The organism is Streptomyces sp. NPDC001532, assembly GCF_040298625.1.
Taxonomy (GTDB): Bacteria; Actinomycetota; Actinomycetes; order Streptomycetales; family Streptomycetaceae; genus Streptomyces.
On the sequence record NZ_JBEPAL010000016.1, the window covers coordinates 64,316 to 86,228 of the forward strand.

Consider the following 21,913-nt stretch of genomic DNA (forward strand, 5'->3'; position numbering starts at 1 on the left):
CGTCCCTCCTGCCATAGTGAGTTTGATAAGACAGTTCTTCTGACGGTACCCCAGCATTGTGGCCCGAAGCCGCGCCGGACGGCTGGCAATCCCGTCTGCATGCTCCAACGGCGCGAGGCCCGCCGGGGTTCCCGATCGTCCGACAAAGGCCGCTCCAGTGGCCCAGCCCGGAGGTCAGCCGCCGTAGACGTGGGGCGCGAGCGTCCCGACGAACGGCAGGTTGCGGTACTTCTCGGCGTAGTCCAGGCCGTAGCCCACGACGAACTCGTTGGGAATGTCGAAGCCGACCCACTCCACGTCGATGGCGACCTTCGCGGCCTCGGGCTTGCGCAGCAGCGTGCACACCTTCAGCGAGGCGGGCTCGCGGGAGCCGAGGTTGGAGATCAGCCAGGACAGGGTCAGGCCGGAGTCGATGATGTCCTCGACGATCAGGACGTGCTTGCCCTTGATGTCGGTGTCGAGGTCCTTGAGGATCCGCACCACGCCGGAGGACTGGGTGCCCGCGCCGTACGAGGACACGGCCATCCAGTCCATGGTGACGGGGGTGGACAGGGCCCGCGCGAGGTCGGCCATGACCATCACCGCGCCCTTGAGGACGCCGACGATCAGCAGGTCCTTGCCCGCGTACTCCGCGTCGATCTTCGCCGCCAGTTCGACCAGCTTGGCGTCGATCTCTTCCTTGGTGATGAGTACCTGCTTGAGGTCGGCACCCATGTCTTTCGCGTCCACCCGCATCACTTTCGGTCGTCCCACCGGCTGCCGCCCCCGGGAGGGGCCGGGATTCAGCCTTGCCGAATCACCAGTCTGCCACCCTGTCGCTGGGCGACGACTTTGCCGGGCAGGTTGATGGCCCCCTGGCCGCGCCATCCGGTGATCAGCCGGTCGACTTCCTCGATGTGGCGGGCGAAGAGCGAGCCGGCCGGGGCACCGGCCTCGATGGCGGCGCGGCGCAGGATCCGGCGCCGTACCGCGGGCGGCAGGGCGTAGAGCTTGGCGCACTCCAGGAGGCCGGCCGCGTCGCGGACGGTGGCGTCGGCCTGACTGGCCCAGCTGTCGAGGGCGTCGGCGTCGTCGCGGGAGAGTTGCGCCGTCCGGGCGAGGGCTTCGACGACGCCCTTGCCGAGCGCCTTCTCCAGGGCGGGCAGGCCTTCGTGGCGCAGCCGGGACCGGGTGTAGGCCGGGTCGGCGTTGTGCGGGTCGTCCCAGACCGGCAGCGACTGGACCATGCAGGCCTTGCGGGCGGTCTGCCGGTCGAGCTGGAGGAACGGGCGGCGGTAACGGCCGTCGGCCCCCGAGACCGCGGCCATTCCGGACAGGGAGCGGATGCCGGAGCCGCGGGCGAGGCCGAGCAGCACGGTCTCGGCCTGGTCGTCGCGGGTGTGGCCGAGCAGGATCGCGACGGCGCCGTGGTGTTCGGCGGCGGCGTCCAGCGCGGCGTAGCGGGCGTCCCGGGCGGCGGCTTCGGGTCCGCCCTCGCGGCCGACGGTCACGGCGGTGGACTCGACGGGGTCGAGGCCGAGTTGGCGCAGGCGCAGGACGACTTCGGCGGCCCGCAGGTCGGAGCCGGCCTGAAGGCCGTGGTCGACGGTGACGCCGCCCGCGCGGATGCCGAGTTTGGGGGCCTCGAAGGCGAGGGCCGAGGCGAGTGCCATGGAGTCGGCACCGCCGGAGCAGGCCACGAGCACGAGCGGCGGGGGCGGCGGCTCGTGCGGGGCGGTGGCACCGCCCGGGGAGGCGCTGTCGAGGTCGGTCAGGATGTCGTGGAGGACGCGGCGGACCGCCAGGCGTATCGCCGCGACCGCAGGATGGGGACCCATGTCCGGTTCCCTTCATGAAGTTTTCGGGGGGTGAGCCCGAGTTTCGGTCACTCAGAGTGTGTAGATGGTGACAGAACCGGGCCGTTCCCCGAGCATTGCACGCCTGTCCGCCGCTCACGCTCCCTCGGACGGGTGATTGGAGGGGCGTTCGCCTGCCGTCGGCCGGATTCGGTTCACGACGTCTCGCGGCGTGTCACGTTTCGCTCCGGCGGTGCACCCGCGCGATCCAGTCCGCCGGTTTGGCGATCTCCGATTTGGTGGGGAGGGTGTTCGGAGAGGTCCACACGCGGTTGAAGCCGTCCATGCCGACCTCGTCCACGACGGCCCGCACGAAGCGTTCGCCGTCGCGGTACTGCCGGAGTTTGGCGTCCAGGCCGAGCAGTTTGCGCAGGGCCAGATCCAGCCGTGAGGCGCCCTTGGCGCGGCGCTGCTGGAACTTCTCGCGGATCTCCGCCACGGACGGCACGACGTCCGGGCCGACGCCGTCCATCACGAAGTCGGCGTGGCCCTCCAGCAGGGACATCACGGCGGTGAGGCGGCCCAGGATCTCGCGCTGTGCGGGCGTCTGCACCAGTTCGACGAGGGACCGGCCGCCGTCGTCCTCCTCGCCCTCCGGACGGCCGCCGGCCAGCGTCTGGGCGGCTTCCCGGACGCGTTCCAGGACGGTCATGGGGTCGACGTCCGTCTCTCCCAAGAACGACTGGATTTCACCCTGCAAGTGGTCGCGCAGCCAGGGCACCGCCGTGAACTGCGTGCGGTGGGTCTCCTCGTGCAGGCAGACCCAGAGCCGGAAGTCGTGGGGCTCCACGTCGAGTTCGCGCTCCACGTGGACGATGTTGGGGGCGACGAGCAGCAGCCGGCCGCCGCCGTTCGCGCCGGCCGGCAGGTCGCGGGCGGCGGGGGCGAAGGTCTCGTACTGGCCGAGGACCCGGGAGGCGAGGAAGGACAGCAGCATGCCCAGCTCGACGCCGGTGACCTTGCCGCCGACGGCGCCGAAGACCGTGCCGCCGGGGCCGGTGCCGCGGCGCTCCTGCATCTTCTCCAGCAGCGGCCGGAGGATCTCCCGGAAGCCGGCGACGTTGGCGCGGACCCAGCCGGGCCGGTCGACGACGAGGACGGGCGTGTCGTGGGTCTCCTCGGTGCCCAGCCGAGTGAAGCCCCGGACGTGCTGTTCCGAGGCTTTGGCGTGGCGGCGCAGTTCCGCGACGACGGCACGGGCCTCGTCGCGGCTCACCTCGGGGCCCGGCCGCACGAGCCGGGTCGCGGTCGCCACCGCGAGATTCCAGTCGACCATGCCGGATGCCGTGCCACCGATGCTCGTCATGTGTCAACCGTACGTGAGGGGTCCCTCCGGGGGCAGGGCGACGACGGGCCGGGCGGTCAGCCGCAGGCGCATGCCGCCAGTGCCGTGGCCGCTCGGTCCAGGGCGCGCTGGGCGGCGCCGGGGTCGGTGGTGTCCGAGGCGAGGAAGGCGAAGGCCAGGACCCGGCCCGAGCCGTCGACGACGGTGCCGGCGAGGGCGTTGACGCCGGTGAGGGTGCCGGTCTTGGCGCGTACGACGCCGGCCGCGCCGTCGCCGTAGCGGCTGGTGAGGGTGCCGGTGAAGCCGGCGACGGGCAGGCCGGTGAGGGTGGGGCGCAGTTCGGGGCGGGCGGGGTCGGCGGCCTCGGCGAGGAGGGCGGTCAGGAGGGCGGCGGGCAGTCTGTCGGCGCGGTCGAGGCCGCTGCCGTCCTTGATGACGGCGCCCTCGGTGGGCAGCCCGAGTTTCTCGAGGCGGCTCTTGATGGCGCGGCCGGCTCCGGCGAAGTCGGCGCGTTCGCCCGTCGCGAGGGCGGTGTGGCGGGCCAGGGCCTCGGCGAGGTCGTTGTCGCTGTTGGTCAGCATCTGTTCGACGAGCGCTGACAGCGGCGGTGAGGCGACGGTGGCCAGAGTGGCCGCGCGGTCGGTCGCCTTGGAGGGGCCGGGGGCCGTGGTCTCGATGCCCTCGGACTTCAGGAAGCCGGCGAAGGCGCGGGTGGCGTCGGCCGCGGGGTCCGCGACGCGGGGCGCGGGTCCGCTGGTGGAGTCGTCGGTGCGGGCCTCGTCGGCCATCAGGGCGGTGACGGGGGCGAGGTTGTCGTTGACCCCGATGGGGTGAAGCTCGGAGCCGGCGTACAGGGTGGTGTCGTAGGACAGGGTCACCTTGCGGACGCCGCGTCTGGCCAGTGCGGCGGCGGTGTCCGCGGCGAGGTCGCGCAGGCCGGCGCGGCCCTCGGTGTCCCGGTCCGCGGTGAGGGTGGGGTCGCCGCCGCCGACCAGGATCAGCTCCTCGGTGTCGGGTTCGAAGGCGGTGCGGGTGGTGAGGCGGTGGTCGGCGCCGAGCGCGGACAGCGCGGCGACGGCGGTGGCGATCTTGGTGGTGGAGGCCGGGGTCAGCGCCTCGTCGGCGCCCTCGGCGTAGAGGCGCTCGCCGGTGGCGATGTCGACGACGGCGGCGGACCGCCGTCCGCCGAGGGCGGGGTCCTTCAGCAGCGGGCCGAGGGCGGCGCCGAGCGCCTTGGCGTCGGGCACGGACCGTCCGGCGCCGGTGGCGCCGCCCAGGCCGGCGAGGACGGAGGCGGCGCTGGGGGCGGGGCGGGGTGCCGTGGGTGCGGTGCCGCCGGCTCCCGCGTTGCCGGTGACGCCGCCGTGAGATGCGCCACCCGTCAGCTCGGCGGCCCTCGCGCGCTCCCGCTCGGCCGTACGCTGACCCGTGGAGTCCCAGGGGCCCGTGGTGGTCACCACACCGGCGGCCAGCGCCAGACCGGCGGTGGCGGCACCCGCGGTGTACTGCCAGGTCTTCGCCCGCGTGATCCGTGTGACCTGCGGTGACGTGGCCCGTGCCAGCCGCGCGACCCGCGGTCGCGCCGCCGCCGCGGCTCGGGCGAGGCGAGGGCGTACGGCGTCCGCGATCCGCCTCAGACGCGGCCTCGCGGCCTGCCAAGGCCTCAGCTCGGGCACGACCACCAGCCCCTTTCGCGATCACACACCTGCGTGAGGGACACTTAACCACCAGAACTGTGTGTTGATCATGGAGGAGCCACCGGTGGAGTTCGACGTCACGATCGAGATCCCGAAGGGTTCGCGCAACAAGTACGAGGTGGACCACGAGACCGGTCGTATCCGTCTCGACCGCCGCTTGTTCACGTCGACCGCCTACCCGACGGACTACGGCTTCGTCGAGAACACCCTCGGCGAGGACGGCGACCCGCTGGACGCGCTGGTCATCCTGGACGAGCCGACCTTCCCGGGCTGCCTCATCCGCTGCCGCGCGATCGGCATGTTCCGTATGACCGACGAGGCCGGCGGCGACGACAAGCTGCTGTGCGTCCCGTCGACGGACCCGCGTGTGGAGCACCTGCGCGACATCCACCACGTGTCCGAGTTCGACCGCCTGGAGATCCAGCACTTCTTCGAGGTCTACAAGGACCTGGAGCCCGGCAAGTCCGTCGAGGGCGCCAACTGGGTGGGCCGTACGGACGCCGAGGCCGAGATCGAGCGGTCCTACAAGCGCTTCAAGGAGCAGGGCGGTCACTGACCTGGCCGTTGCTGGGTAGGAGACGGGCCGTACGCACGCGTGCGGCCCGTTCGTCATGTGTGCGCATACTGAGGTCACCGGAGGTGTCGTACAGGGAGTGCACAGCACGTGACGGACGCGGAAGACCGCAAGCCGCAGTCGGACGAGGCGAGGATGGCCTTCACGCCGCCCGCCGGCGTCGAGGTCGGGGACAGCGAGTCGGAGACGACGTCCGAGTTCGCCCTGCCCGTCGGGCTGGACGCCCCCCAGCCGCCGAGCGCGGAACCCGAGGGGTCGGCGTTCAGCACGCCGCACACCTATCACGCCCGGGAGACGCCGGCTTTCACGCCCGCGACCGGGATACCCGTGGTCAGCCTGACCAAGGACGTGCCCTGGCAGGACCGGATGCGCACGATGCTGCGGATGCCGGTGGCCGAGCGGCCCGCGCCGGAGCCGGTGCACAAGAGCGAGGAGGACGGCCCGGCCGTTCCGCGTGTGCTCGATCTGACGCTGCGTATCGGGGAGCTGCTGCTGGCGGGCGGCGAGGGCGCGGAGGACGTCGAGGCGGCGATGTTCGCGGTCTGCCGCTCCTACGGCCTGGACCGCTGCGAGCCGAACGTCACCTTCACCCTGCTGTCGATCTCGTACCAGCCGTCCCTGGTGGACGATCCGGTGTCGGCGGCGCGGACCGTGCGGCGGCGCGGCACGGACTACACGCGCCTCGCGGCCGTCTTCCAGCTCGTCGACGACCTCAGCGACCCGGAGACCCACATCTCCCTGGAGGAGGCCTACCGGCGGCTGGCGGAGATGCGCCGCAACCGGCACCCCTATCCCACCTGGGTGCTGACCTCGGCGAGCGGGCTGCTCGCGGGGGCGGCCTCGGTGCTGGTCGGCGGCGATCTGATCGTGTTCGTCGCGGCGGCGCTGGGCGCGATGCTCGGGGACCGGCTGGCGTGGCTGTGCGCGGGGCGCGGGCTGCCGGAGTTCTACCAGTTCACGGTCGCCGCGATGCCGCCGGCCGCGATCGGGGTGGCGCTCACCGTCGCCCATGTGGACGTGAAGGCCTCGGCCGTCATCACCGGTGGTCTGTTCGCGCTGCTGCCCGGGCGGGCGCTGGTGGCGGGCGTGCAGGACGGGCTGACCGGGTTCTACATCACGGCGGCGGCCCGGCTGCTGGAGGTCCTGTACTTCTTCGTGGGCATCGTCGTCGGGGTGCTCGTGGTGCTGTACTTCGGGGTCCAGCTGGGGGCGCAGCTCAATCCCGAGGCGGCGCTGGGCAGCAGCGAGCAGCCGGTGGTGCAGATCATCGCGTCGATGCTGCTGTCCCTGACATTCGCCGTCCTGTTGCAGCAGGAACGTTCGACCGTGCTGGCGGTGACGCTCAACGGCGGTGTCGCCTGGGTGGTGTACGGCGCGATGCACTACGCGGGTGATCTGTCGCCGGTCGCCTCGACCGCCGTGGCGGCGGGGCTGGTGGGGTTGTTCGGTCAGCTGATGTCGCGCTACCGGTATGTGTCGGCGCTGCCGTACACCACGGCGGCGATCGGGCCCCTGCTGCCGGGATCGGCCACCTACTTCGGGCTGCTGGCCATCGCGCAGAACGATGTCGACAGCGGCCTGGGCTCGCTGACCAAGGCGGCGGCGCTGGCGATGGCCATCGCGATCGGGGTGAACCTCGGGTCGGAGATCTCGCGGCTGTTCCTGCGGGGGGCGGGGCGCGGGCGCAAGGCGGCGAAGCGCACCCGAGGGTTCTGACCCCGCGCCCCCTCGGGCCGGGTCAGTAGCCCTGGTTCCGGTTGTTGTACGGGGGCTGCTGCTCGTAGGGGTGCTGCTGCGGGTCGTACGGGGCCTGCCGCGGTTCGTCGTAGCCGCGCTGGTCGTAGCCGTACTGCTGCTGCTCGTAGCCGTACTGCTCGTCGTGGCCGTACTGCTGCTGGTCGTGGCCGTACTGCTGCGGGTGCTGCTGGTTCTGCGGCGGGTAGGGCTGCTGCTGCTCGGCCGGGGGGACGCGACGGAGCTGGGTGGTGGCGTCGTCCATCGGGGGGTACGGGTACTGCTGCTGCGGCTGCGGCTGCTGCTGCCGGGGCTCCGGCTGCTGCTGCCGGGCGTTCTTGTTCTTGGAGCGGGCGCGCAGCAACTCGATGATGATCGGGACGACGGAGATCAGGACGATCAGGATCAGGATCGCCTCGATGTTCTTCTTGACGAAGTCGATGTTGCCCAGCCAGTGGCCCAGCAGGGTGACTCCGGCGCCCCAGAGGACGCCGCCGACGATGTTGAAGATCAGGAAGGAGCGGTACCGCATGCCGCTGACGCCGGCGATGATCGGCGTGAAGGTGCGGACGATGGGCACGAACCGGGCCAGGACCAGGGACTTCGGGCCGTACTTCTCGAAGAAGTCGTGGGCCTTGGTGACGTTCTCCTGCTTGAAGAGACGGGAGTCGGGGCGGGAGAAGAGCGAGGGTCCGACCTTCTTGCCGAACATGTAGCCCGCCTGGTCGCCGAGGATCGCGGCGGCGCAGATCAGGGCGATGGCCGCCCAGAGCGGGAAGTCCAGCTGGTTCGACGCGATCAGCAGACCCGCGGTGAACAGCAGCGAGTCACCCGGCAGGAAGAACCCGATGAGCAGGCCCGACTCGGCGAAGACGATGAGGAGCAGGCCCCAGATCCCGAAGGTGTCGAGCAGGTAGTTCGGATCCAGCCAGCTGGGTCCGAGAGCGAGCGTCGTCACGGTTCCGGGCTCCTGAGGGGTGAAGGGAAGTGCGGCGTCCAGTTCGGCCGGACAAAGCTATCAACGCCATGCGCCCGCCCCAGGTTCCACCTGCGCCCTCGGGGTGCGCCGTGCGCCCGCTGAGGGAAAGCTGTGGGGCATGGGCATCGAAGAGTACGGCGGCGGCCAGGGGCCGCACCCGGACGTGCTGGTCGTCACGACCAATGACGTACCCGGTCATCGCGTGGAGCAGGTCGTCGGCGAGGTGTTCGGACTCACCGTGCGGTCCCGGCACCTCGGGAGCCAGATCGGCGCCGGGCTGAAGTCGCTGGTGGGCGGTGAGCTGCGGGGTCTCACGAAGACTCTCGTGGAGACCCGCAACCAGGCGATGGAACGCCTGGTGGAGCAGGCACGCGCGCGGGGCGCCAACGCCGTGCTGGCGTTCCGCTTCGACGTCTCGGACGCCGCGGACGTGGGCACGGAGGTGTGCGCCTACGGCACGGCCGTGGTGGTGGCCCGGGAGTAGCCCCGCGGGGGCCGCCCCCGGGCCGCGGCCTCGGCCTCGGCCTCAGCCGGAGTGCCGTGCGGTGTTCGCCAAGATCGCGTCGCGCAGGTACACGGCCAGGCCGGTCCGGATCTTCTCGTACGTCGCCGTGAACCGCGGGTCGTCGACGTACATCTGGCCCAGGCAGGCGTGCAGCTCGTGCGAGCAGTCGTAGTAGGCGCCGCAGATGAACCGGCGGTGCTCCTCGGCGACGTCCATGGCGGCCTCGGAGCCGGCGGGGACGCCCCGGTCGAGCAGGTCGGCCATCCGGCCGTGGACGGCGTCCATCTCCGCCGTGAGCCGCTTCCAGTCCTCCTTGGTGTACGAGGCGGTCCGGCGCCTGGACTCGCGGTAGGCGTCGGTGTCGCCCCAGCGCTGCCGCACCTCGTCCTCGTACGCGTCCGGGTCGTGGTCCCCGAACACCTCGAACTTCTCCTCGGGCGTGAGGTCGATTCCCATCGTGCGTGCCTCCATGGCGTGCTCCACGGCCGCCGCCATCCTGCGCAGCTTCTCGATCCGGGCGGTCAGCAGCTCGTGCTGCCGGCGCAGGTGGGCCTGCGGGTCCGCGTCCGGGTCGTCGAGCAGGGCGGCGACCTCGTCGAGCGGGAAGCCGAGCTCTCGGTAGAACAGGATCTGCTGCAGCCGGTCGAGGTCGGCGTCGCTGTAGCGCCGGTGGCCCGCGTGGCTGCGCTCGCTGGGCGCGAGCAGACCGATGTCGTCGTAGTGGTGCAGGGTGCGCACCGTCACTCCGGCGTATCCGGCGACCTGTCCCACGGAGTAGCCCACTTCCGCTCCCTTCTCGGTACGCCCTCCACGCTGCGGCCTCACGCCACGTGAGGTGCAAGTCCTCAGGTGAGGACGCCGACGAAGGGCTCGCCCTCCCCGGCGAAGGTGTAGGCGCCGCCTTCCACACGGCCGATCAGGCCGAGGGTCCAGGCGGCCTCGGCGTCGGCGGTGTGCAGCCACAGGTGCATGATCTCGCCGATGTGGCCGAGCCGCTCGGGGCCCTCCTCGGGGACGTAGTGCTCGGTGACGTCGGCGCGCCACTCCTCGATGCGGCGGACGCGCTCCTTGAGCAGGGCCATCGCTTCGGCGCGCGGCAGGTCGACCATGAAGCCGATGGCGGCGGACTTGAGGTCCGTCTTCTGGTCGTAGGCGGTGAGGGCCTCGCGCAGCAGGCGGAAGTACTCCTCGGTGCCGGCGCCGGTCAGCTCGTACTCGGTGCGCGGGGGGCCGCCCGCGGTGGAGGGGGCGACCTCGTGGGCGTGCAGCAGGCCCTGCTTGGCCATCTGTTTCAGCGCGTGGTAGATCGAGCCCGGCCGGGCGTTGGACCACTCGTGCGCGCCCCAGTACTCCAGGTCGGCGCGCACCTGGTAGCCGTGGGCCCGCCCGTGCCGACGGACGGCGCCCAGGACCAGGAGTCGGATCGCTGACATGCGGTCCAGGTTAGGGCGCCGCTCAGGCGACCCGGCGGCCGACGTGTTCGATGGTGCGCGCGTCCGGATCGACGCGGTAGGGGACTCGCCAGGGGCCGTGGTGGAGGCGGCGGTGATCCGTGCCCCAGGCCCGGGACCCTTCGGGCCGCGCGTCGTCCGCGAGCCGGTCAGTGGCGCTCAGAAGGGAGTCCACGCCGGCGGGATCGTCCTTGAGGTGCCCCGTGGCGGCGTTCAGGGCGGCCGGCTCCCAGAGAACCGTCCTGGTCACTCGCCCCTCCCGGCAGCGTCGAGCACCGCTCGGCGAGCCTCGTCATGCGGTAGCGGGGCCTCGGTGCGCCCCAGGGCCGGGACTCAGAACGGGAACGCGCTCCGTCCGTGCTGCACCGAGATCCACTTCAGGGTGGTGAACGCGTCCAGGGTGGTCTCGCCGCCCAGGCGTCCGACGCCGGAGTGCTTCTCGCCGCCGAAGGGGACGAGCGGCTCGTCGTGCACGGTGCCGTCGTTGACGTGGAACATCCCGGTGTCGATGCGCCGGGCGAAGCGGACGCCGCGTTCGACGTCGGCGGTGTGGACGGCGCCGCTGAGGCCGTAGGGGGTGTCGTTGACGAGGCGTACGGCCTCCTCCTCGCCGTCGAAGGGCAGGAGGAAGGCGACCGGGCCGAAGACCTCCTGGCGCAGCAGCGGCGAGTCGGCCGGGACACCGGTCAGCACGGAGGGCTCGACGAGGTTGTCTCTGGTGGTGCCGCGCAGCAGGGCCGTAGCGCCCTCGGCGACCGCCTGCTCGACCGTGCCGGACACGGACTCGGCCTGCGAGCCGTTGATGACCGGGCCGATGACGGTCTCGGGGTCGCGCGGGTCGCCGACCTTCAGGGACCGCACCTTGGCGACGAACTTCTCGGTGAACTCCTCGGCGACGGAGCGGTCCACGAGGACGCGGTTGGCGGCCATGCAGACCTGGCCCTGGTGGATGTACCGGCTGAAGACGGCCGCGTCGACGGCGTAGTCCAGGTCGGCGTCGTCGAGGACCACGAGGGCGCTGTTGCCGCCGAGTTCGAGGATGGAGCGCTTGAACTGGGCGGCGCACACGGCGGCGACGTGGCGGCCGACCTTGTCGGAGCCGGTGAAGGAGATGACCTTGGGGACCGGGTGCTCGATGAAGGCGTCGCCGATCTCGGCGATGTCGGTGACGACCACGTTGAGCACGCCGGCCGGCAGGCCCGCGTCCTCGAAGATCCGGCCGACCAGGGTGCCGCCGACGACCGGGGTGTCCTGGTGGGGCTTGAGGACGACGGCGTTGCCGAGCGCGAGCGCCGGGGCGACGGACTTCAGGGAGAGCAGGAAGGGGAAGTTGAAGGGGCTGATGACGCCGACGACGCCGACCGGGACGCGGTAGAGGCGGTTCTCCTTGCCGGGATCGGGCGAGGGGATCAGCCGGTCCTCGGAGCGCACCGTCAGGGCGGCCGCCTCGCGCAGGAACTCCTTGGCCAGGTGCAGTTCGAAGCCGGCCTTGACGCGGGTGCCGCCCAGCTCGGCGATGATCGCCTCGGCTATCTCGGCCTCGCGCTCCTCGACCAGCCGGAGCGCCTTCTCCAGCACCGCGCGGCGGGCGAAGGCGCCGGCGTCGGCCCAGTCGCGCTGGGCGCGGGCGGCGGCACGGTAGGCCTGATCTATCTCATCGACCGTGGCTATGGTGATCGAGGCCAGCTTCTCGCCGTCGTACGGGTTGAAGTCGATGATGTCCCAGGAGCCGGTCCCGGGGCGCCACTCGCCGTCGATGTACTGCTGGGCCAGGTCGGTGAAATACGACGACATGCGATCCCTCAATCCCTGCCGCAGGAGCAGACGGAAGCACCTGATCACTCGTCATCGTACTGGTGTCCCAACCAACTTGGCCGGATCTCAGGAGAGTTGGAGCAGCCCCCGGAGCAGGTCGCGGCTCTCGGCCGGGCCCGGGCTGTCGCCCTGCAGTTCCTTCAGCGCCGTCTCGTACTGGGTGACGTCCTCGTGCTTGTCCAGGTACAGGGCGCTGGTCAGCTGCTCCAGGTAGACGACGTCCGACAGGTCGGACTCGGGGAAGCTGAGGATGGTGAAGGCGCCGCTCTCGCCGGAGTGGCCGCCGAAGCCGAACGGCATCACCTGGAGGCGGACGTTGGGCCGCTCGGAGATCTCGATGAGGTGCTGGAGCTGGCCGCGCATCACCTCGCGGTCGCCGTAGGGGCGGCGCAGGGCGGCTTCGTCCAGGACGATGTGGAACTCGGGGGCGTTCTCCGCGACGAGGTGCTTCTGGCGCTCCAGGCGCAGCGCCACGCGGCGTTCGACGTCCGCCTCGCTCGCGCCCTTCATCCCGCGCCGCACCACCGCGCGGGCGTAGGCCTCGGTCTGGAGCAGGCCGTGCACGAACTGCACCTCGTAGGCGCGGATCACGGACGCGGCGCCTTCCAGGCCCACGTAGGTGGGGAACCAGCTCGGCAGGACGTCGGAGTAGCTGTGCCACCAGCCGGCCACGTTGGCCTCACGGGCGAGCGAGACCAGCGAGTTGCGCTCGGCCTCGTCCGTGATGCCGTACAGCGTCAGCAGGTCCTCCACGTCCCTCGTCTTGAAGCTCACCCGGCCCAGCTCCATCCGGCTGATCTTCGACTCGGAGGCGCGGATGTGGTAGCCCGCGGCCTCGCGCGTGATGCCACGCGCCTCACGCAGTCGCCTGAGTTGCGAGCCGAGCAGCATCCGCCGCACCACCGATCCGGGCTCTCCCGCGCTCACGTTCGCCAGCCTCCCCAACCGTCTTCAGGGCCCGCAGTCTGCCACTAAAACACTCCGAGCAGTACTCGTCCGATTACACAGACGGAAAGAAGCCAAAGATTCCGAGCATGACCGCACGGCGAGAGAACGCGGAGACGGCACGCAGTCGACGAGAAGATGGCGGAAAAAATGGCCAAGAAGTAGTACGGGACGGACCAATTCGGTCGCGTGCACGTGCATCTGCCCTTGCATCTGCTCTGCGCATCCGAAACCATGGTGCCGCGCCACCGCTGCATCGCAACGACCGCGAATTCCGGGAGTGCCCCGCATGGGAACGAATGGATCGACCATGCTCCAGCCGTTACGGCAGGGCCTTCCCCCACTCGATCCCGCGGCCGTGTCCAGCGCCGCCTCCTGCGCCCTCCCCGCCCGCTACGAAGCGGTGCGCGACGCCCGCCGGTTCACCCGCGGCACCCTCGACCAGTGGGACCTGGGCGACCGGTTCGACGACGTCTGTCTGGTCGTCTCGGAACTCGTCACCAACGCGCTGCGGCACGCCCTGCCCGGCACCCCGCCCATAGCGGACCAGGAGCCCGCGGTACGGCTGCATCTGATGCGCTGGACCGAGCGGCTGGTGTGCGCGGTGCGCGATCCGAGCAACGACAGCCCGGTGGCCCGTGACGCGGACGACTTCTCGGCGGAGTCCGGCCGCGGGCTCTTCCTGGTCGACTCCTTCTGCGACAGCTGGGGCTGGCACCCGCTGGCCGGCACGCTCAGCGGCAAGGTCGTCTGGGCGCTGTTCAGGCTCCAGCCGAAGGACTGACGGACCGCGGCGCCTTCCCGCGCCGCGGTTCTACGCGCGTCACGGAAAAACGGAGTGCCGGAATCGGACGGACGGGATTTCCCCAATGTCCGCCGACTTGAAATCCGTCACCCGGCCACCAGATGGTCGAACTCGCCGTCCTTCACACCGAGCAGCATGGCCTCGATCTCCGCCCGGGTGTACACGAGCGCGGGGCCGTCCGGAAAGTTGGAGTTGCGTACGGCCACCCGCCCTCCGGGCAGCTGGGCGAACTCCACGCAGGAGCCCTGCGAGTTGCTGTGCCTGCTCTTCTGCCAGGCCACTCCGCGCAGCTCGGTGGCGGCCATGCCGTTGTACACGTCGTGGTCCACAGGTCGCTCCCCGGTGGTGCACTGGCTGATGTGGCCATTGATGCAGTGGTCAACTGTGCCGGATCATAACCCTCTTCATGTGCAGTTGCATGAGCAGATGCACGTGCACGCGGGGTGTTCCTGTGATTACAGCTTTGACCCCCGTTTTACCGAAGTGGTTCCGGCACTAGGAACAGACGCCTGCCGCGCGGATTGTGTTCCATTGAACTTCCAATCATCTGACTGAAGTTGTCCCGATTCCTCGATACGCCGACGGGCCCCGCCTCTGGGAGGCGGGGCCCGTCGGTCCGTGCGTCAGCGGCTCGCGTACGGCAGCAGGGCCATCTCCCGGGCGTTCTTGACCGCCCTGGCCAGCTGTCGCTGCTGCTGGGAGGTGACGCGGGTGATCCGGCGGCTGCGGATCTTGCCCCGGTCGGAGAGGAACTTCCGCAGCAGATCGGTGTCCTTGTAGTCGATGTAGGTGACCTTGGCCTGGTTCAGGGGATTCGGCCGGTTCTTGGCGGGCTTGCGGTCGGTCTTGCGCGGCATCGGGGTTCAGACCTCCAGGAGGGTGTCGAAGGCGGGCGGCAGCCGCTTCCAGGCGTCCCGCCCGGCGGCGTACTCGGCGTCGGTCAGCAGGCAGGACTCCAGCAGCTCCCCGAGGCCCTCGCGGTCCAGGCCGGGCGAGGTGAAGACCAGATGCTGGCAGCAGTCCCCGTGCTCGGGGTGCCAGTCCAGCGCGGCGGCGGCCCGGCGCACCGGCGGGACCATCTCCCAGGCGGCGTCGGGCAGCGCGGCGAGCCAGGGGCCCGCGCTCTCCACGCACAGCGCGCCGCCGGCCGCGTCCCAGTGCAGCAGGGTGTCGGGCCGGTCGGCGAGCCAGAACCGGCCCCGGCTGCGGGCCGCGGCACAGGTCAGGTCCTCCAGCGCCTGATAGAGCCGCTCCGGGTGGAAGGGGCGGCGACGGTGCCAGACGAAGGTGCCCACCCCGTGCGCGTCTGCCTCGGCGGGCAGCAGGGCGCAGGCCGGGTGCTGGGCGGCGGCCGCGGCCTCCACGTCGAACCCGGCGAGGGCGGCGCCCGCCAGGTCGCCGTGGCCGATCGTCACCCGGCGGGCGGTCGGATGCAGCTGGGCCAGCAGCTCGCGGTCCTCGTCGTCGGCCTCCTCGGAGTCGGCGACCGCGAGGACGGGGGCGTACTCCAGCTGGCGGGCGAAGGTGTCGGCGACGGTCCGCTGGTCGGTGGCGGCCGCGGCCAGACCGGCCTCGGCGAGGTCGTCGCCGTTGCCGAGGTACGGCAGCAGCAGCGCCGGGTCGACGGCGGTGATCACGCCGGTGACGGTGAGGCCGCCGGCGGTGACGACCTCGGCCATGGCCTTCGGTTCGACGGAGTCCCACAGCTCGACGACCGCGAGCCGGGCGTCCCCGGCGTCGGCCAGCCGCCGCAGCTCGGGCACCAGGTCCTCGCGCAGCGCGCAGCAGGCGCAGTCGTTGACCAGCGGCGCCTCGCCGGCGTCGCGCAGGCCGCCGGCGTCGCGGACGGTGCGGACGACGGTGCCGGCGGCGGCCGTCGCCAGGTCGTGGTGGAGGACGACACTGGCGGGGACGTCGGCGAGCAGCTGATCGACGGCCGCCTTGCGGGCGTCCGAGTGGAGCCCGCCGACGATCACGACGGAGAGGTCGGGCACGGCCTCAGCCCCGGTTTCCGTACCGGCGCTCGAAGCGCTCGACGCGGCCGGCGGTGTCCAGGACGCGGGCGGTGCCGGTGTAGAAGGGGTGGCTGACGTTCGAGATCTCGACGTCCACCACCGGGTAGGTGGCGCCGTCCTCCCACTCGATCGTCTTCTCGCTCGTCATGGTCGAGCGGGTGAGGAAGGCGTAGCCGGCCGCGCGGTCGCGGAAGACGACGGGCCGGTAGGCGGGGTGGATTCCCTGGCGCATGACGGTTCAGCGCTCCTCTCGGAAGTCGACGTGCCGGCGGGCCGCCGGGTCGTACTTGCGCAGGGTCATGCGGTCCGGGTCGTTACGGCGGTTCTTGCGGGTCACGTAGGTGTAGCCGGTGCCGGCGGTGGACCGCAGCTTGATGACCGGGCGGAGTTCGTTGCGTGCCATGCTGCTATCTTACTGAAAATGAATTCCATTACGAAGTCGATCGAAGAGAGGTACGTCACCCCGTGTCCGCCCACTGCATGCTGACCGGCGCCCAGCCCGGATTCGGCAGGACCATCTCGCACTCCCACCGGCGCTCCTCCCGCCGCTTCGACCCCAATGTCCAGGCCAAGCGCTACTGGCTGCCGAGCGAGGGCCGGTACGTCCGGCTGAGGCTGAGCGCGCGGGCCATCAAGACCGTGGACGCCATCGGCGTCGAGGCGGCCGTGGCGCGGATCCGCGCGCGCGGAGTGAAGGTCTGAGGGGGCCGGTCCATGGCGAAGAAGAGCAAGATCGCGAAGAACGAGCAGCGGCAGGCGACCGTCGCGCGGTACGCCGCGCGCCGGGCCGAGCTGAAGGAGATCATCCGGCGACCGTCCACCACCGACGCCGAGCGCCGGGCCGCCCAGACCGAGCTGCGCCGGCAGCCGCGTGACGCGAGCGCGACGCGTGTACGCAACCGCGACCAGGTCGACGGCCGACCGCGCGGCTACTTCCGGGCGTTCGGTCTGTCGCGGGTGTCCCTGCGGGGGCAGGCGCATGCCGGGTATCTGCCGGGGGTGCGGAAGTCTTCCTGGTAGGGGAGGTGGGGTTCGAGGGCTGGGGGCGGGGGCTGGGGGCGGGCTTCGGGGTACGGGCGGCCTCTCGGGGGCCGGGAGCGGTCCCTCGGGGTTGGGGCGGACCCTCGGGGTCCGGGGCGGGTCGTTGGGGTCCGGGGCGGCCTCTCGGGGGCCGGAGCGGGTCGTTGGGGGACCGGGGCGGCCCCTCGGGGGACGGGGCGGGTTGCCCGGGTCCCGGGACAGGTCGCCGGGGGCCCGGGATCGCTCGCTCAGGTCCCGGGCATGTCACCCGAGGGCCCAGGGCGGTCTGCATGGGTGACGGGGCAGTTCTCCGAGGGCTCGGGGCGGGTCTCCGGTCGCCCCAGGGCGGGGCTCCAGGGGTTACGGGACAGCTCTCCCGTCGGCCTGGGGCGGGTCGCCAGGGGTTACGGGCTGGTAGCTTGCTGCGGTCGTACCGTCCTACCGGTTCACCCCTGGGGGTCTCGCAGTGACTTCGGCGACGTACGCGCGCGGGGCGCGCAGGCGGATACGGACCGCGGCCGTGGCCGCCGGGCTGGGCGGCGTGCTGCTGCTGAGCGGGTGCGGCGGCGGTGGCGGCGACGACGAGGCGACGCCCTCCCCGTCGTCCTCGCCCTCCGCCTCGGCCCCCGAGAGCGCGAGCCCGACCGGTGCCGCCCGCGCGGAACTCCAGGGCAGCTGGCTCGCCACCAGCGGGGGCCAGGCCGTGGCCCTGATGATCAACGGTGCCGAGGCCGGGCTGTTCGCCACCGGGGGGACCGTGTGCAGCGGGCAGGTCGGCGGAGCGGCCGGCACCCCGACGGTCCGGCTGACCTGCGGTGGCGGGGACGACGAGCGGGGCACCGGCACGGTCGACTCCGTCTCGGCGACCACACTGAAGATCACCTGGGAGGGTTCGGTCGGCGCCGAGACGTACACCAAGGCCGAGGGCGGGAAGCTGCCGTCCGGACTGCCGACGGGCGGAGCCGGCTCCTAGGGCGGCGGCTCCGGCGGCTCCAGCGGCCTTTGGAGCGGCGGCTGTACGCGTGCCGGGGGTGGCGGCGGGGTGCCGTCCAGGGCGTCGGACAGGTCCGTGAGGGACTTGAGGAGCAGTTCGGCGGTGTCGCGTACGACGGTGTCGGCCACGTCCGCCCAGGACGAGTCGTCGAGCACCTCGCGCACCGCGTCCCACCGGGGTACCCGACGTTCCCGTACCGCCTTCGCGCCCTGGGCGGTGGCCCTGCGCAGGGTTTCGGCGAGGCGGTCGGCGGGCGGGACCGGCGGGGCGTCGCGGTCCGGGAGGTGGGCCTCCAGCAGCATCGCCGCGCGGCCCATCTGGGTCAGCGCCTCCTCCGCGTCGTCGGCCGTGACCCGCGACAGGCCGCGGTGGCGCACGGGTTCGCTCTCCGCGCGGGCGACCGCCGTGTGCCAGTCGGCGCGTACCCGGCGGGCGGCGAGCAGGGCGTCCCGGATGTCGGTCGCGGCGGCGGTCGCCGGCTGGGCGTGGTGGCGCAGGACGGCGGCCGCGTAACCGCCCTGCGCGGCCAGCCAGTCGGCGAGGTAGGTGCGCAGACGCGGGGTCTCCCAGGCCGGGTAGACGGCGTACGCGAGCATCGCCAGCAGGCCGCCGAGCAGGGTGAGCAGGACACGTTCGGGGACAGTCTGCGTCCACTGCTCGCCGGCCATGCCGAGCAGGAACACGACGTACGCCCCGATACAGGCCTGGGCGGCGAACTGGCCCGTGCGCATCACGAGGTACAGCAGCGCCGCGCTGACGACGGCGAGGACGGCGGACATCCCCGTGCCGGGATCGGCGAGCCGCACGATGGCGGTCGCGACGGTCACGCCCAGCACCGTGCCGGCGAGCCGGGCCACCGCGCGGCTGTACGTCTGGGAGAAGTCCGGTCGCATGATCATGACCGCGGCGAGCGGGGCCCAGTAGCCATGACCCAGGGGCAGGGCGGCGCCCAGCAGATAGCCGGCGGTCGCGACCACCGTGACCCGGACGGCGTGCCGGGCGATCGGCGTGGCCGGGCGGTGCCGCAGTTCGTCGCGCATCGCCCGCACCGCGACCGGTGTGAGGCTGAGCAGACTGGGCCTGGGCAGATGCGGGGCGGGTGGTTCACCGCCCTTGGACACGGCGCCGGTCGCTCCCCCGGCACCCTCCGCCGCCTCGACCACGTCCGCCAGCAGTCGGGACAGGCGGGCCGCCGCGCGCCGCGGCGGGCCGGTCAGGAGAGAGCCGGTGTCGGGGGTGCGCAATGTGGCGAGAGCCGGGGCGGGCAGGGAGATGGGGACCCCGCGGCGGACCGCGTGGGCGGCGGCGTCCAGGACGGTGGCCGCGGCGGACAGGAGTTCGCGGACGCGGTCGCGGGCCCGGCCCTCCGCCGGGACGCCCAGCGCCGGGTCGGCGAGGGAGGCCAGGACCGGCCGGATGCGCTCGGCGAGACCGCGGGTGCCGTGCAGCTCGGCGGGACGGCGGCGGGCCTGGCGGGGGCTGACCGTGGCGGCGTTGCGGGCCTCCATCAGGGGTGCCGGGTCGAACGGGGCCACCGGGTCGTGGCGCAGGCGGCGGGCGTAGTCGGCCTCGGCGGCGAGCGCGTCGGCCAGCGCGTCGCGGTGCGGACCCCAGCGGCGGATCGGGAACAGCACGATCAGCGCCGCCTGGACGACACCACCGGCGATCATCATCGCCCCGTGGACCGCCGCCTGGGCGACGGAGGTCGGCAGGGTGACCGTCACCAGCATCATCGCCACGTTGGAGGAGGCGATCAGGCCGGTCGTGGGGCCCGTGGCCCAGCTCAGGCCGGCGACGAAGGTCCACAGCGCGAGCAGGGCGAGGAACAGGGCCAGGTGCGGGATGGTCAGATAGCCGAGGAAGGTCGACACCGCCAGGCTGGTGCCGGAGGCCAGCGCCAGCTCGGGGCGGGGCCGCCAGCTGCGCTGGAAGGTGGCGATCGCCGCCTGGAGCGCCCCGAACGCCGAACTGGCCGCCGCCTCCGGGCCCAGCGCCCACAGGCTGACCCCGATCGTGATCGCCAGTCCGGCGGCGCCGCGCAGCGCGACCAGTGGCTCCAGGGGCTTGCGTTCCACGGCGAGGCCCGAGCGCGCGGTCTGCCTCAGCGCGCGGAACCAGCTCATTCCGCCAGCGTAAGGGACATATGGGGTGAGGGTGGGTGGGGTGCGAGTGAGGGAGGGGTGGCGGGCGAGCGGTGTGCCGTGCCGTGCGTGATGATCCTTCCGACACCGTCATCACACCGTCAAAGCCCAAGGGGTCCCGTCATGCGCACCACGTCGTTCACCCTCACCGCCGGCGCGCTCGCCGCCGCACTCCTGCTGGCCGGCTGCGACAGCGGCGGCGACGAGGACGGTGCCGGCAGCGCGGGGAAGAGCGGCGGCAGCGGCGGGGCGTGCGCCCTCGGCACGCTCCGGGCGGAGGTCGGGCCCGTCGACGCCGCGCCCGCCGCCGGGGACAACGGCAACGTCACCGTCACGCTCACCAACACCGGCGGCTCCGACTGCACCCTTCAGGGGTTCCCCGAGGTCACCCTGCGGGCCGGGGACGCGTCCGCGGCCGTGCTGCCGTCCGAGGTGACGGCGCACCAGCTGACCGTGCCCGCGGCCGGCACCGCGTCCTTCACCGTCGGCTACACGCGCGGCGCGGCGGGCGAGGAGCGGAGTCTCGCGGTGAAGACGGTGGAGTTCAGCCTGCCGGGCGCCGCGAAGACGCAGGACTTCCCGTGGTCGTACGGCGATGTCGCGCTGCGCGGCGAGGGCGTGCCGGAGGCTTCGGTGAGCCCCTTCCAGCAGGCCGGGGACTGAGCGGCCCCGCGCCCTCCGGTCCCGCGCGGTTCAGCCCAGGCGCGGCCGGTGCCTCATCTGGGCCCGGTCCGCCGCGCGGGCGCCCTCCGTCCAGCCCGCCGCGTCGCTGACGCCGCGCAGGCGGGTGGTGGTCGTCTCGGGGAACATGCGTTCCATGCGATCGGTGACCGCGACCTCGCGGGTGGCGAGGACGGGCAGCAGGTCGGCGGTGACCTGGGTCTCGGCGGCGGCCGCCAGGCGGGTGCCGATGCGGTGGGCGTAGGCGGCGAGGAAGGACTGCCGGAACGTCTTCGTGCGCTTGCGGCCACCCGCGCGCTGGGCCGCCTCCGCCGTCGTCATCGCCGTGGTGGCCTGTACCAGGAGCGAGGTGTAGAGGAGCTCGACGACCTCCAGGTCCGCGTCGAAGCCGACGACCGTGGAGAAGCCGAGGGGTTCGTTCCACACCGCGCGGCAGTGGTTCGCGGCGGCGACCGCGTCCAGCAGCACCGCCTTGGCCTGCTCGTACGGTGCCTCCACGCCGATCCGGCAGGCGGTGGGGGCGTCGGCGGCGGCCGGGGAGCGGGCGGCGAGCAGCGCCTCGTCGATGCTGTGGCGGGCCATCAGCTCCTGCGCCTTGGCGCTCAGCGCCTCGGCCTCCTCCGGGTAGCCGGTGGCCTCCGCCTTGGCGAGCAGCGCGCGGATGCGGGCGAGCATGCGGGACTCGGCGGGCGCGTCCCGGCGTGCCGGCTCGTGCTCGTCCAGGGGTTCGAGGGTGGGCAGGCGCAGCAGGAGGCGGTACAGCTCCAGGAGGGCCGTCGCCTGTGAGAAGCGGTCCGCGCGGGCCGGGGTCCGTTCGGGAAGGCCGGCGAGCTGGGCGCTCCAGCGGCGTCCGCGCGGACGGTCGTCCGGAGCCTGGGCGCGGATCAGCTCCGCCGCGAGCCGCACGTGTACGTCGTCCAGCTCCCGGCGCACGAGCCGCACCAGGTCGGCGGGCTGCCAGCCGCGCCGCCAGGCCGCGGCGACGAACTCGCGGCCGCGCCGGGACAGTTCCGCGTCGGCGGCCGGGTCGGCGGCGAGCAGGGACGCGCCGGTGTCGAGGCCGGTGTCGTCGGTGGCGTACAGGGCGGCTTCGAAGGCGCGGTCGACGGTGCTGGGCGTGCTCACCCGCCGATCGTGTCACGCGGGGCGGCGGACGTTCCACGCGCGCGTGGAGCGGGGTTTCCGCGCCCGTTCCACGCGCGCGTGGAGCGGGGTTTCTCCGCCCGTTCCGTCTCACTCCCCGGAATTCGGTCGCCCTCCAGGAGCGCCGTTTCGAGCATGGCCCCATGGTGGACGGCTCGATCGGGCTGCTCTCCGGAAGGCTCTCGGCGCTGTTGCGGCGCAGCCGGCTGGTGGCGAGGGGGCTCGACATCTTCAGCGGGACGGTGTTCGCGGGGCTCACCGTGAAGGTGTCAACCGAAGGTTGACAGTGCCGGG

At 72.3% G+C, this 21,913-nt stretch carries 26 protein-coding genes; 9 read left to right on the top strand and 17 right to left on the bottom strand.

Annotated features, from left to right (window positions below):
• Nucleotides 1–174 precede the first annotated feature (174 nt).
• The 4 genes from hpt to dacB all read right to left on the bottom strand — a co-directional run bounded on the left by hpt (nucleotide 175) and on the right by dacB (nucleotide 4,802).
• A complete protein-coding gene (hpt, locus tag ABT232_RS17090) occupies nucleotides 175–735 on the bottom strand; it encodes a hypoxanthine phosphoribosyltransferase (protein ID WP_351840784.1) in 561 nt (186 codons plus the stop codon).
• Nucleotides 736–782: 47 nt separating this feature from the next.
• Nucleotides 783–1,817: a tRNA lysidine(34) synthetase TilS gene (tilS, locus tag ABT232_RS17095; protein WP_351840720.1), complete on the bottom strand. Its 1,035-nt coding sequence runs from the start codon at nucleotides 1,815–1,817 to the stop codon at nucleotides 783–785.
• Nucleotides 1,818–2,010: 193 nt separating this feature from the next.
• Complete coding sequence (locus tag ABT232_RS17100) at nucleotides 2,011–3,141, bottom strand: Rv3626c family coenzyme F420 biosynthesis-associated protein (protein WP_351840721.1); 1,131 nt, start codon at nucleotides 3,139–3,141, stop codon at nucleotides 2,011–2,013.
• Nucleotides 3,142–3,197: 56 nt separating this feature from the next.
• Nucleotides 3,198–4,802 (bottom strand): D-alanyl-D-alanine carboxypeptidase/D-alanyl-D-alanine endopeptidase, encoded by a 1,605-nt coding sequence (gene dacB, locus ABT232_RS17105; RefSeq protein ID WP_351840722.1) that lies wholly within the window; start codon nucleotides 4,800–4,802, stop codon nucleotides 3,198–3,200.
• Between the two features lie 79 nt (nucleotides 4,803–4,881).
• On the opposite strand from dacB, the gene ABT232_RS17110 reads away from it, so the two are divergent.
• Together ABT232_RS17110 and ABT232_RS17115 are read left to right on the top strand one after the other, a co-directional pair.
• Nucleotides 4,882–5,373 carry an inorganic diphosphatase gene (locus ABT232_RS17110; protein ID WP_029394330.1) on the top strand — a complete coding sequence of 164 codons (492 nt, stop codon included), beginning with the start codon at nucleotides 4,882–4,884 and terminating at the stop codon, nucleotides 5,371–5,373.
• Between the two features lie 108 nt (nucleotides 5,374–5,481).
• Nucleotides 5,482–7,107, top strand: a complete 1,626-nt coding sequence (locus ABT232_RS17115; RefSeq protein ID WP_351840723.1) for a threonine/serine exporter family protein — start codon at nucleotides 5,482–5,484, stop codon at nucleotides 7,105–7,107.
• Nucleotides 7,108–7,129: 22 nt separating this feature from the next.
• On the opposite strand, the gene ABT232_RS17120 is transcribed toward ABT232_RS17115, so the two are convergent.
• A complete protein-coding gene (locus ABT232_RS17120; protein WP_351840724.1) occupies nucleotides 7,130–8,083 on the bottom strand; it encodes a DedA family protein in 954 nt (317 codons plus the stop codon).
• 139 nt (nucleotides 8,084–8,222) lie between these two features.
• Between ABT232_RS17120 and ABT232_RS17125 the strand changes: the two genes are divergently transcribed.
• Complete coding sequence (locus ABT232_RS17125) at nucleotides 8,223–8,588, top strand: YbjQ family protein (protein WP_351840725.1); 366 nt, start codon at nucleotides 8,223–8,225, stop codon at nucleotides 8,586–8,588.
• A 42-nt stretch (nucleotides 8,589–8,630) separates the two neighbouring features.
• Here ABT232_RS17125 and ABT232_RS17130 read toward each other — a convergent pair whose 3' ends face one another.
• The 5 genes from ABT232_RS17130 to ABT232_RS17150 all read right to left on the bottom strand — a co-directional run bounded on the left by ABT232_RS17130 (nucleotide 8,631) and on the right by ABT232_RS17150 (nucleotide 12,778).
• Complete coding sequence (locus tag ABT232_RS17130; protein WP_351840726.1) at nucleotides 8,631–9,392, bottom strand: MerR family transcriptional regulator; 762 nt, start codon at nucleotides 9,390–9,392, stop codon at nucleotides 8,631–8,633.
• A gap of 62 nt (nucleotides 9,393–9,454) precedes the next feature.
• A complete protein-coding gene (locus ABT232_RS17135) occupies nucleotides 9,455–10,042 on the bottom strand; it encodes a PadR family transcriptional regulator (RefSeq protein ID WP_351840727.1) in 588 nt (195 codons plus the stop codon).
• Nucleotides 10,043–10,064: 22 nt separating this feature from the next.
• Entirely contained in the window at nucleotides 10,065–10,310 is a 246-nt protein-coding gene (locus ABT232_RS17140) for a type II toxin-antitoxin system RelE family toxin (protein ID WP_351840728.1), read from the bottom strand.
• 83 nt (nucleotides 10,311–10,393) lie between these two features.
• Nucleotides 10,394–11,854, bottom strand: a complete 1,461-nt coding sequence (locus ABT232_RS17145) for an aldehyde dehydrogenase family protein (RefSeq protein ID WP_351840729.1) — start codon at nucleotides 11,852–11,854, stop codon at nucleotides 10,394–10,396.
• An 87-nt stretch (nucleotides 11,855–11,941) separates the two neighbouring features.
• Complete coding sequence (locus ABT232_RS17150; protein ID WP_502975407.1) at nucleotides 11,942–12,778, bottom strand: Sco1979 family transcriptional regulator; 837 nt, start codon at nucleotides 12,776–12,778, stop codon at nucleotides 11,942–11,944.
• A gap of 331 nt (nucleotides 12,779–13,109) precedes the next feature.
• On the opposite strand from ABT232_RS17150, the gene ABT232_RS17155 reads away from it, so the two are divergent.
• Nucleotides 13,110–13,604: an ATP-binding protein gene (locus ABT232_RS17155; RefSeq protein ID WP_351840730.1), complete on the top strand. Its 495-nt coding sequence runs from the start codon at nucleotides 13,110–13,112 to the stop codon at nucleotides 13,602–13,604.
• 107 nt (nucleotides 13,605–13,711) lie between these two features.
• Here the strand turns inward: ABT232_RS17155 and ABT232_RS17160 are convergent, their stop codons facing one another.
• From ABT232_RS17160 to rpmG, 5 genes are all read right to left on the bottom strand, one after another.
• The gene (locus ABT232_RS17160) at nucleotides 13,712–13,930 is read right to left on the bottom strand and encodes a DUF397 domain-containing protein (RefSeq protein ID WP_351840786.1); all 219 of its coding nucleotides are present in this window, start codon (nucleotides 13,928–13,930) and stop codon (nucleotides 13,712–13,714) included.
• Between the two features lie 318 nt (nucleotides 13,931–14,248).
• Nucleotides 14,249–14,482, bottom strand: a complete 234-nt coding sequence (gene rpsR / locus ABT232_RS17165; protein WP_351840731.1) for a 30S ribosomal protein S18 — start codon at nucleotides 14,480–14,482, stop codon at nucleotides 14,249–14,251.
• Between the two features lie 6 nt (nucleotides 14,483–14,488).
• On the bottom strand, nucleotides 14,489–15,619 hold the full coding sequence (locus tag ABT232_RS17170) for a CobW family GTP-binding protein (RefSeq protein ID WP_351840732.1): 1,131 nt from the start codon (nucleotides 15,617–15,619) through the stop codon (nucleotides 14,489–14,491).
• A gap of 4 nt (nucleotides 15,620–15,623) precedes the next feature.
• Complete coding sequence (locus tag ABT232_RS17175; protein ID WP_351840733.1) at nucleotides 15,624–15,872, bottom strand: type B 50S ribosomal protein L31; 249 nt, start codon at nucleotides 15,870–15,872, stop codon at nucleotides 15,624–15,626.
• 6 nt (nucleotides 15,873–15,878) lie between these two features.
• Nucleotides 15,879–16,043, bottom strand: a complete 165-nt coding sequence (gene rpmG / locus ABT232_RS17180) for a 50S ribosomal protein L33 (protein WP_351840734.1) — start codon at nucleotides 16,041–16,043, stop codon at nucleotides 15,879–15,881.
• A 62-nt stretch (nucleotides 16,044–16,105) separates the two neighbouring features.
• Here rpmG and rpmB point away from each other — a divergent pair, with 62 nt between their 5' ends.
• The 3 genes from rpmB (at nucleotide 16,106) to ABT232_RS17195 (ending at nucleotide 17,633) form a co-directional block, all read left to right on the top strand.
• Nucleotides 16,106–16,342, top strand: a complete 237-nt coding sequence (gene rpmB, locus ABT232_RS17185; RefSeq protein ID WP_351840735.1) for a 50S ribosomal protein L28 — start codon at nucleotides 16,106–16,108, stop codon at nucleotides 16,340–16,342.
• 12 nt (nucleotides 16,343–16,354) lie between these two features.
• Nucleotides 16,355–16,660, top strand: coding sequence for a 30S ribosomal protein S14 (gene rpsN / locus ABT232_RS17190; RefSeq protein WP_351840736.1), 306 nt, complete (start codon nucleotides 16,355–16,357; stop codon nucleotides 16,658–16,660).
• Between the two features lie 520 nt (nucleotides 16,661–17,180).
• Complete coding sequence (locus tag ABT232_RS17195; RefSeq protein WP_351840737.1) at nucleotides 17,181–17,633, top strand: hypothetical protein; 453 nt, start codon at nucleotides 17,181–17,183, stop codon at nucleotides 17,631–17,633.
• On the opposite strand, the gene ABT232_RS17200 is transcribed toward ABT232_RS17195, so the two are convergent.
• Nucleotides 17,630–19,777: an FUSC family protein gene (locus tag ABT232_RS17200; RefSeq protein WP_351840738.1), complete on the bottom strand. Its 2,148-nt coding sequence runs from the start codon at nucleotides 19,775–19,777 to the stop codon at nucleotides 17,630–17,632. The two genes, ABT232_RS17195 and ABT232_RS17200, sit on opposite strands and share 4 nt — an antisense overlap.
• 141 nt (nucleotides 19,778–19,918) lie before the next feature.
• Here ABT232_RS17200 and ABT232_RS17205 point away from each other — a divergent pair, with 141 nt between their 5' ends.
• Nucleotides 19,919–20,458, top strand: coding sequence for a DUF4232 domain-containing protein (locus ABT232_RS17205; RefSeq protein WP_351840739.1), 540 nt, complete (start codon nucleotides 19,919–19,921; stop codon nucleotides 20,456–20,458).
• Nucleotides 20,459–20,488: 30 nt separating this feature from the next.
• Here the strand turns inward: ABT232_RS17205 and ABT232_RS17210 are convergent, their stop codons facing one another.
• Nucleotides 20,489–21,601, bottom strand: coding sequence for a DUF2786 domain-containing protein (locus tag ABT232_RS17210; protein WP_351840740.1), 1,113 nt, complete (start codon nucleotides 21,599–21,601; stop codon nucleotides 20,489–20,491).
• Between the two features lie 161 nt (nucleotides 21,602–21,762).
• Between ABT232_RS17210 and ABT232_RS17215 the strand changes: the two genes are divergently transcribed.
• The gene (locus tag ABT232_RS17215) at nucleotides 21,763–21,903 is read left to right on the top strand and encodes a hypothetical protein (protein WP_351840741.1); all 141 of its coding nucleotides are present in this window, start codon (nucleotides 21,763–21,765) and stop codon (nucleotides 21,901–21,903) included.
• Nucleotides 21,904–21,913: the final 10 nt, after the last annotated feature.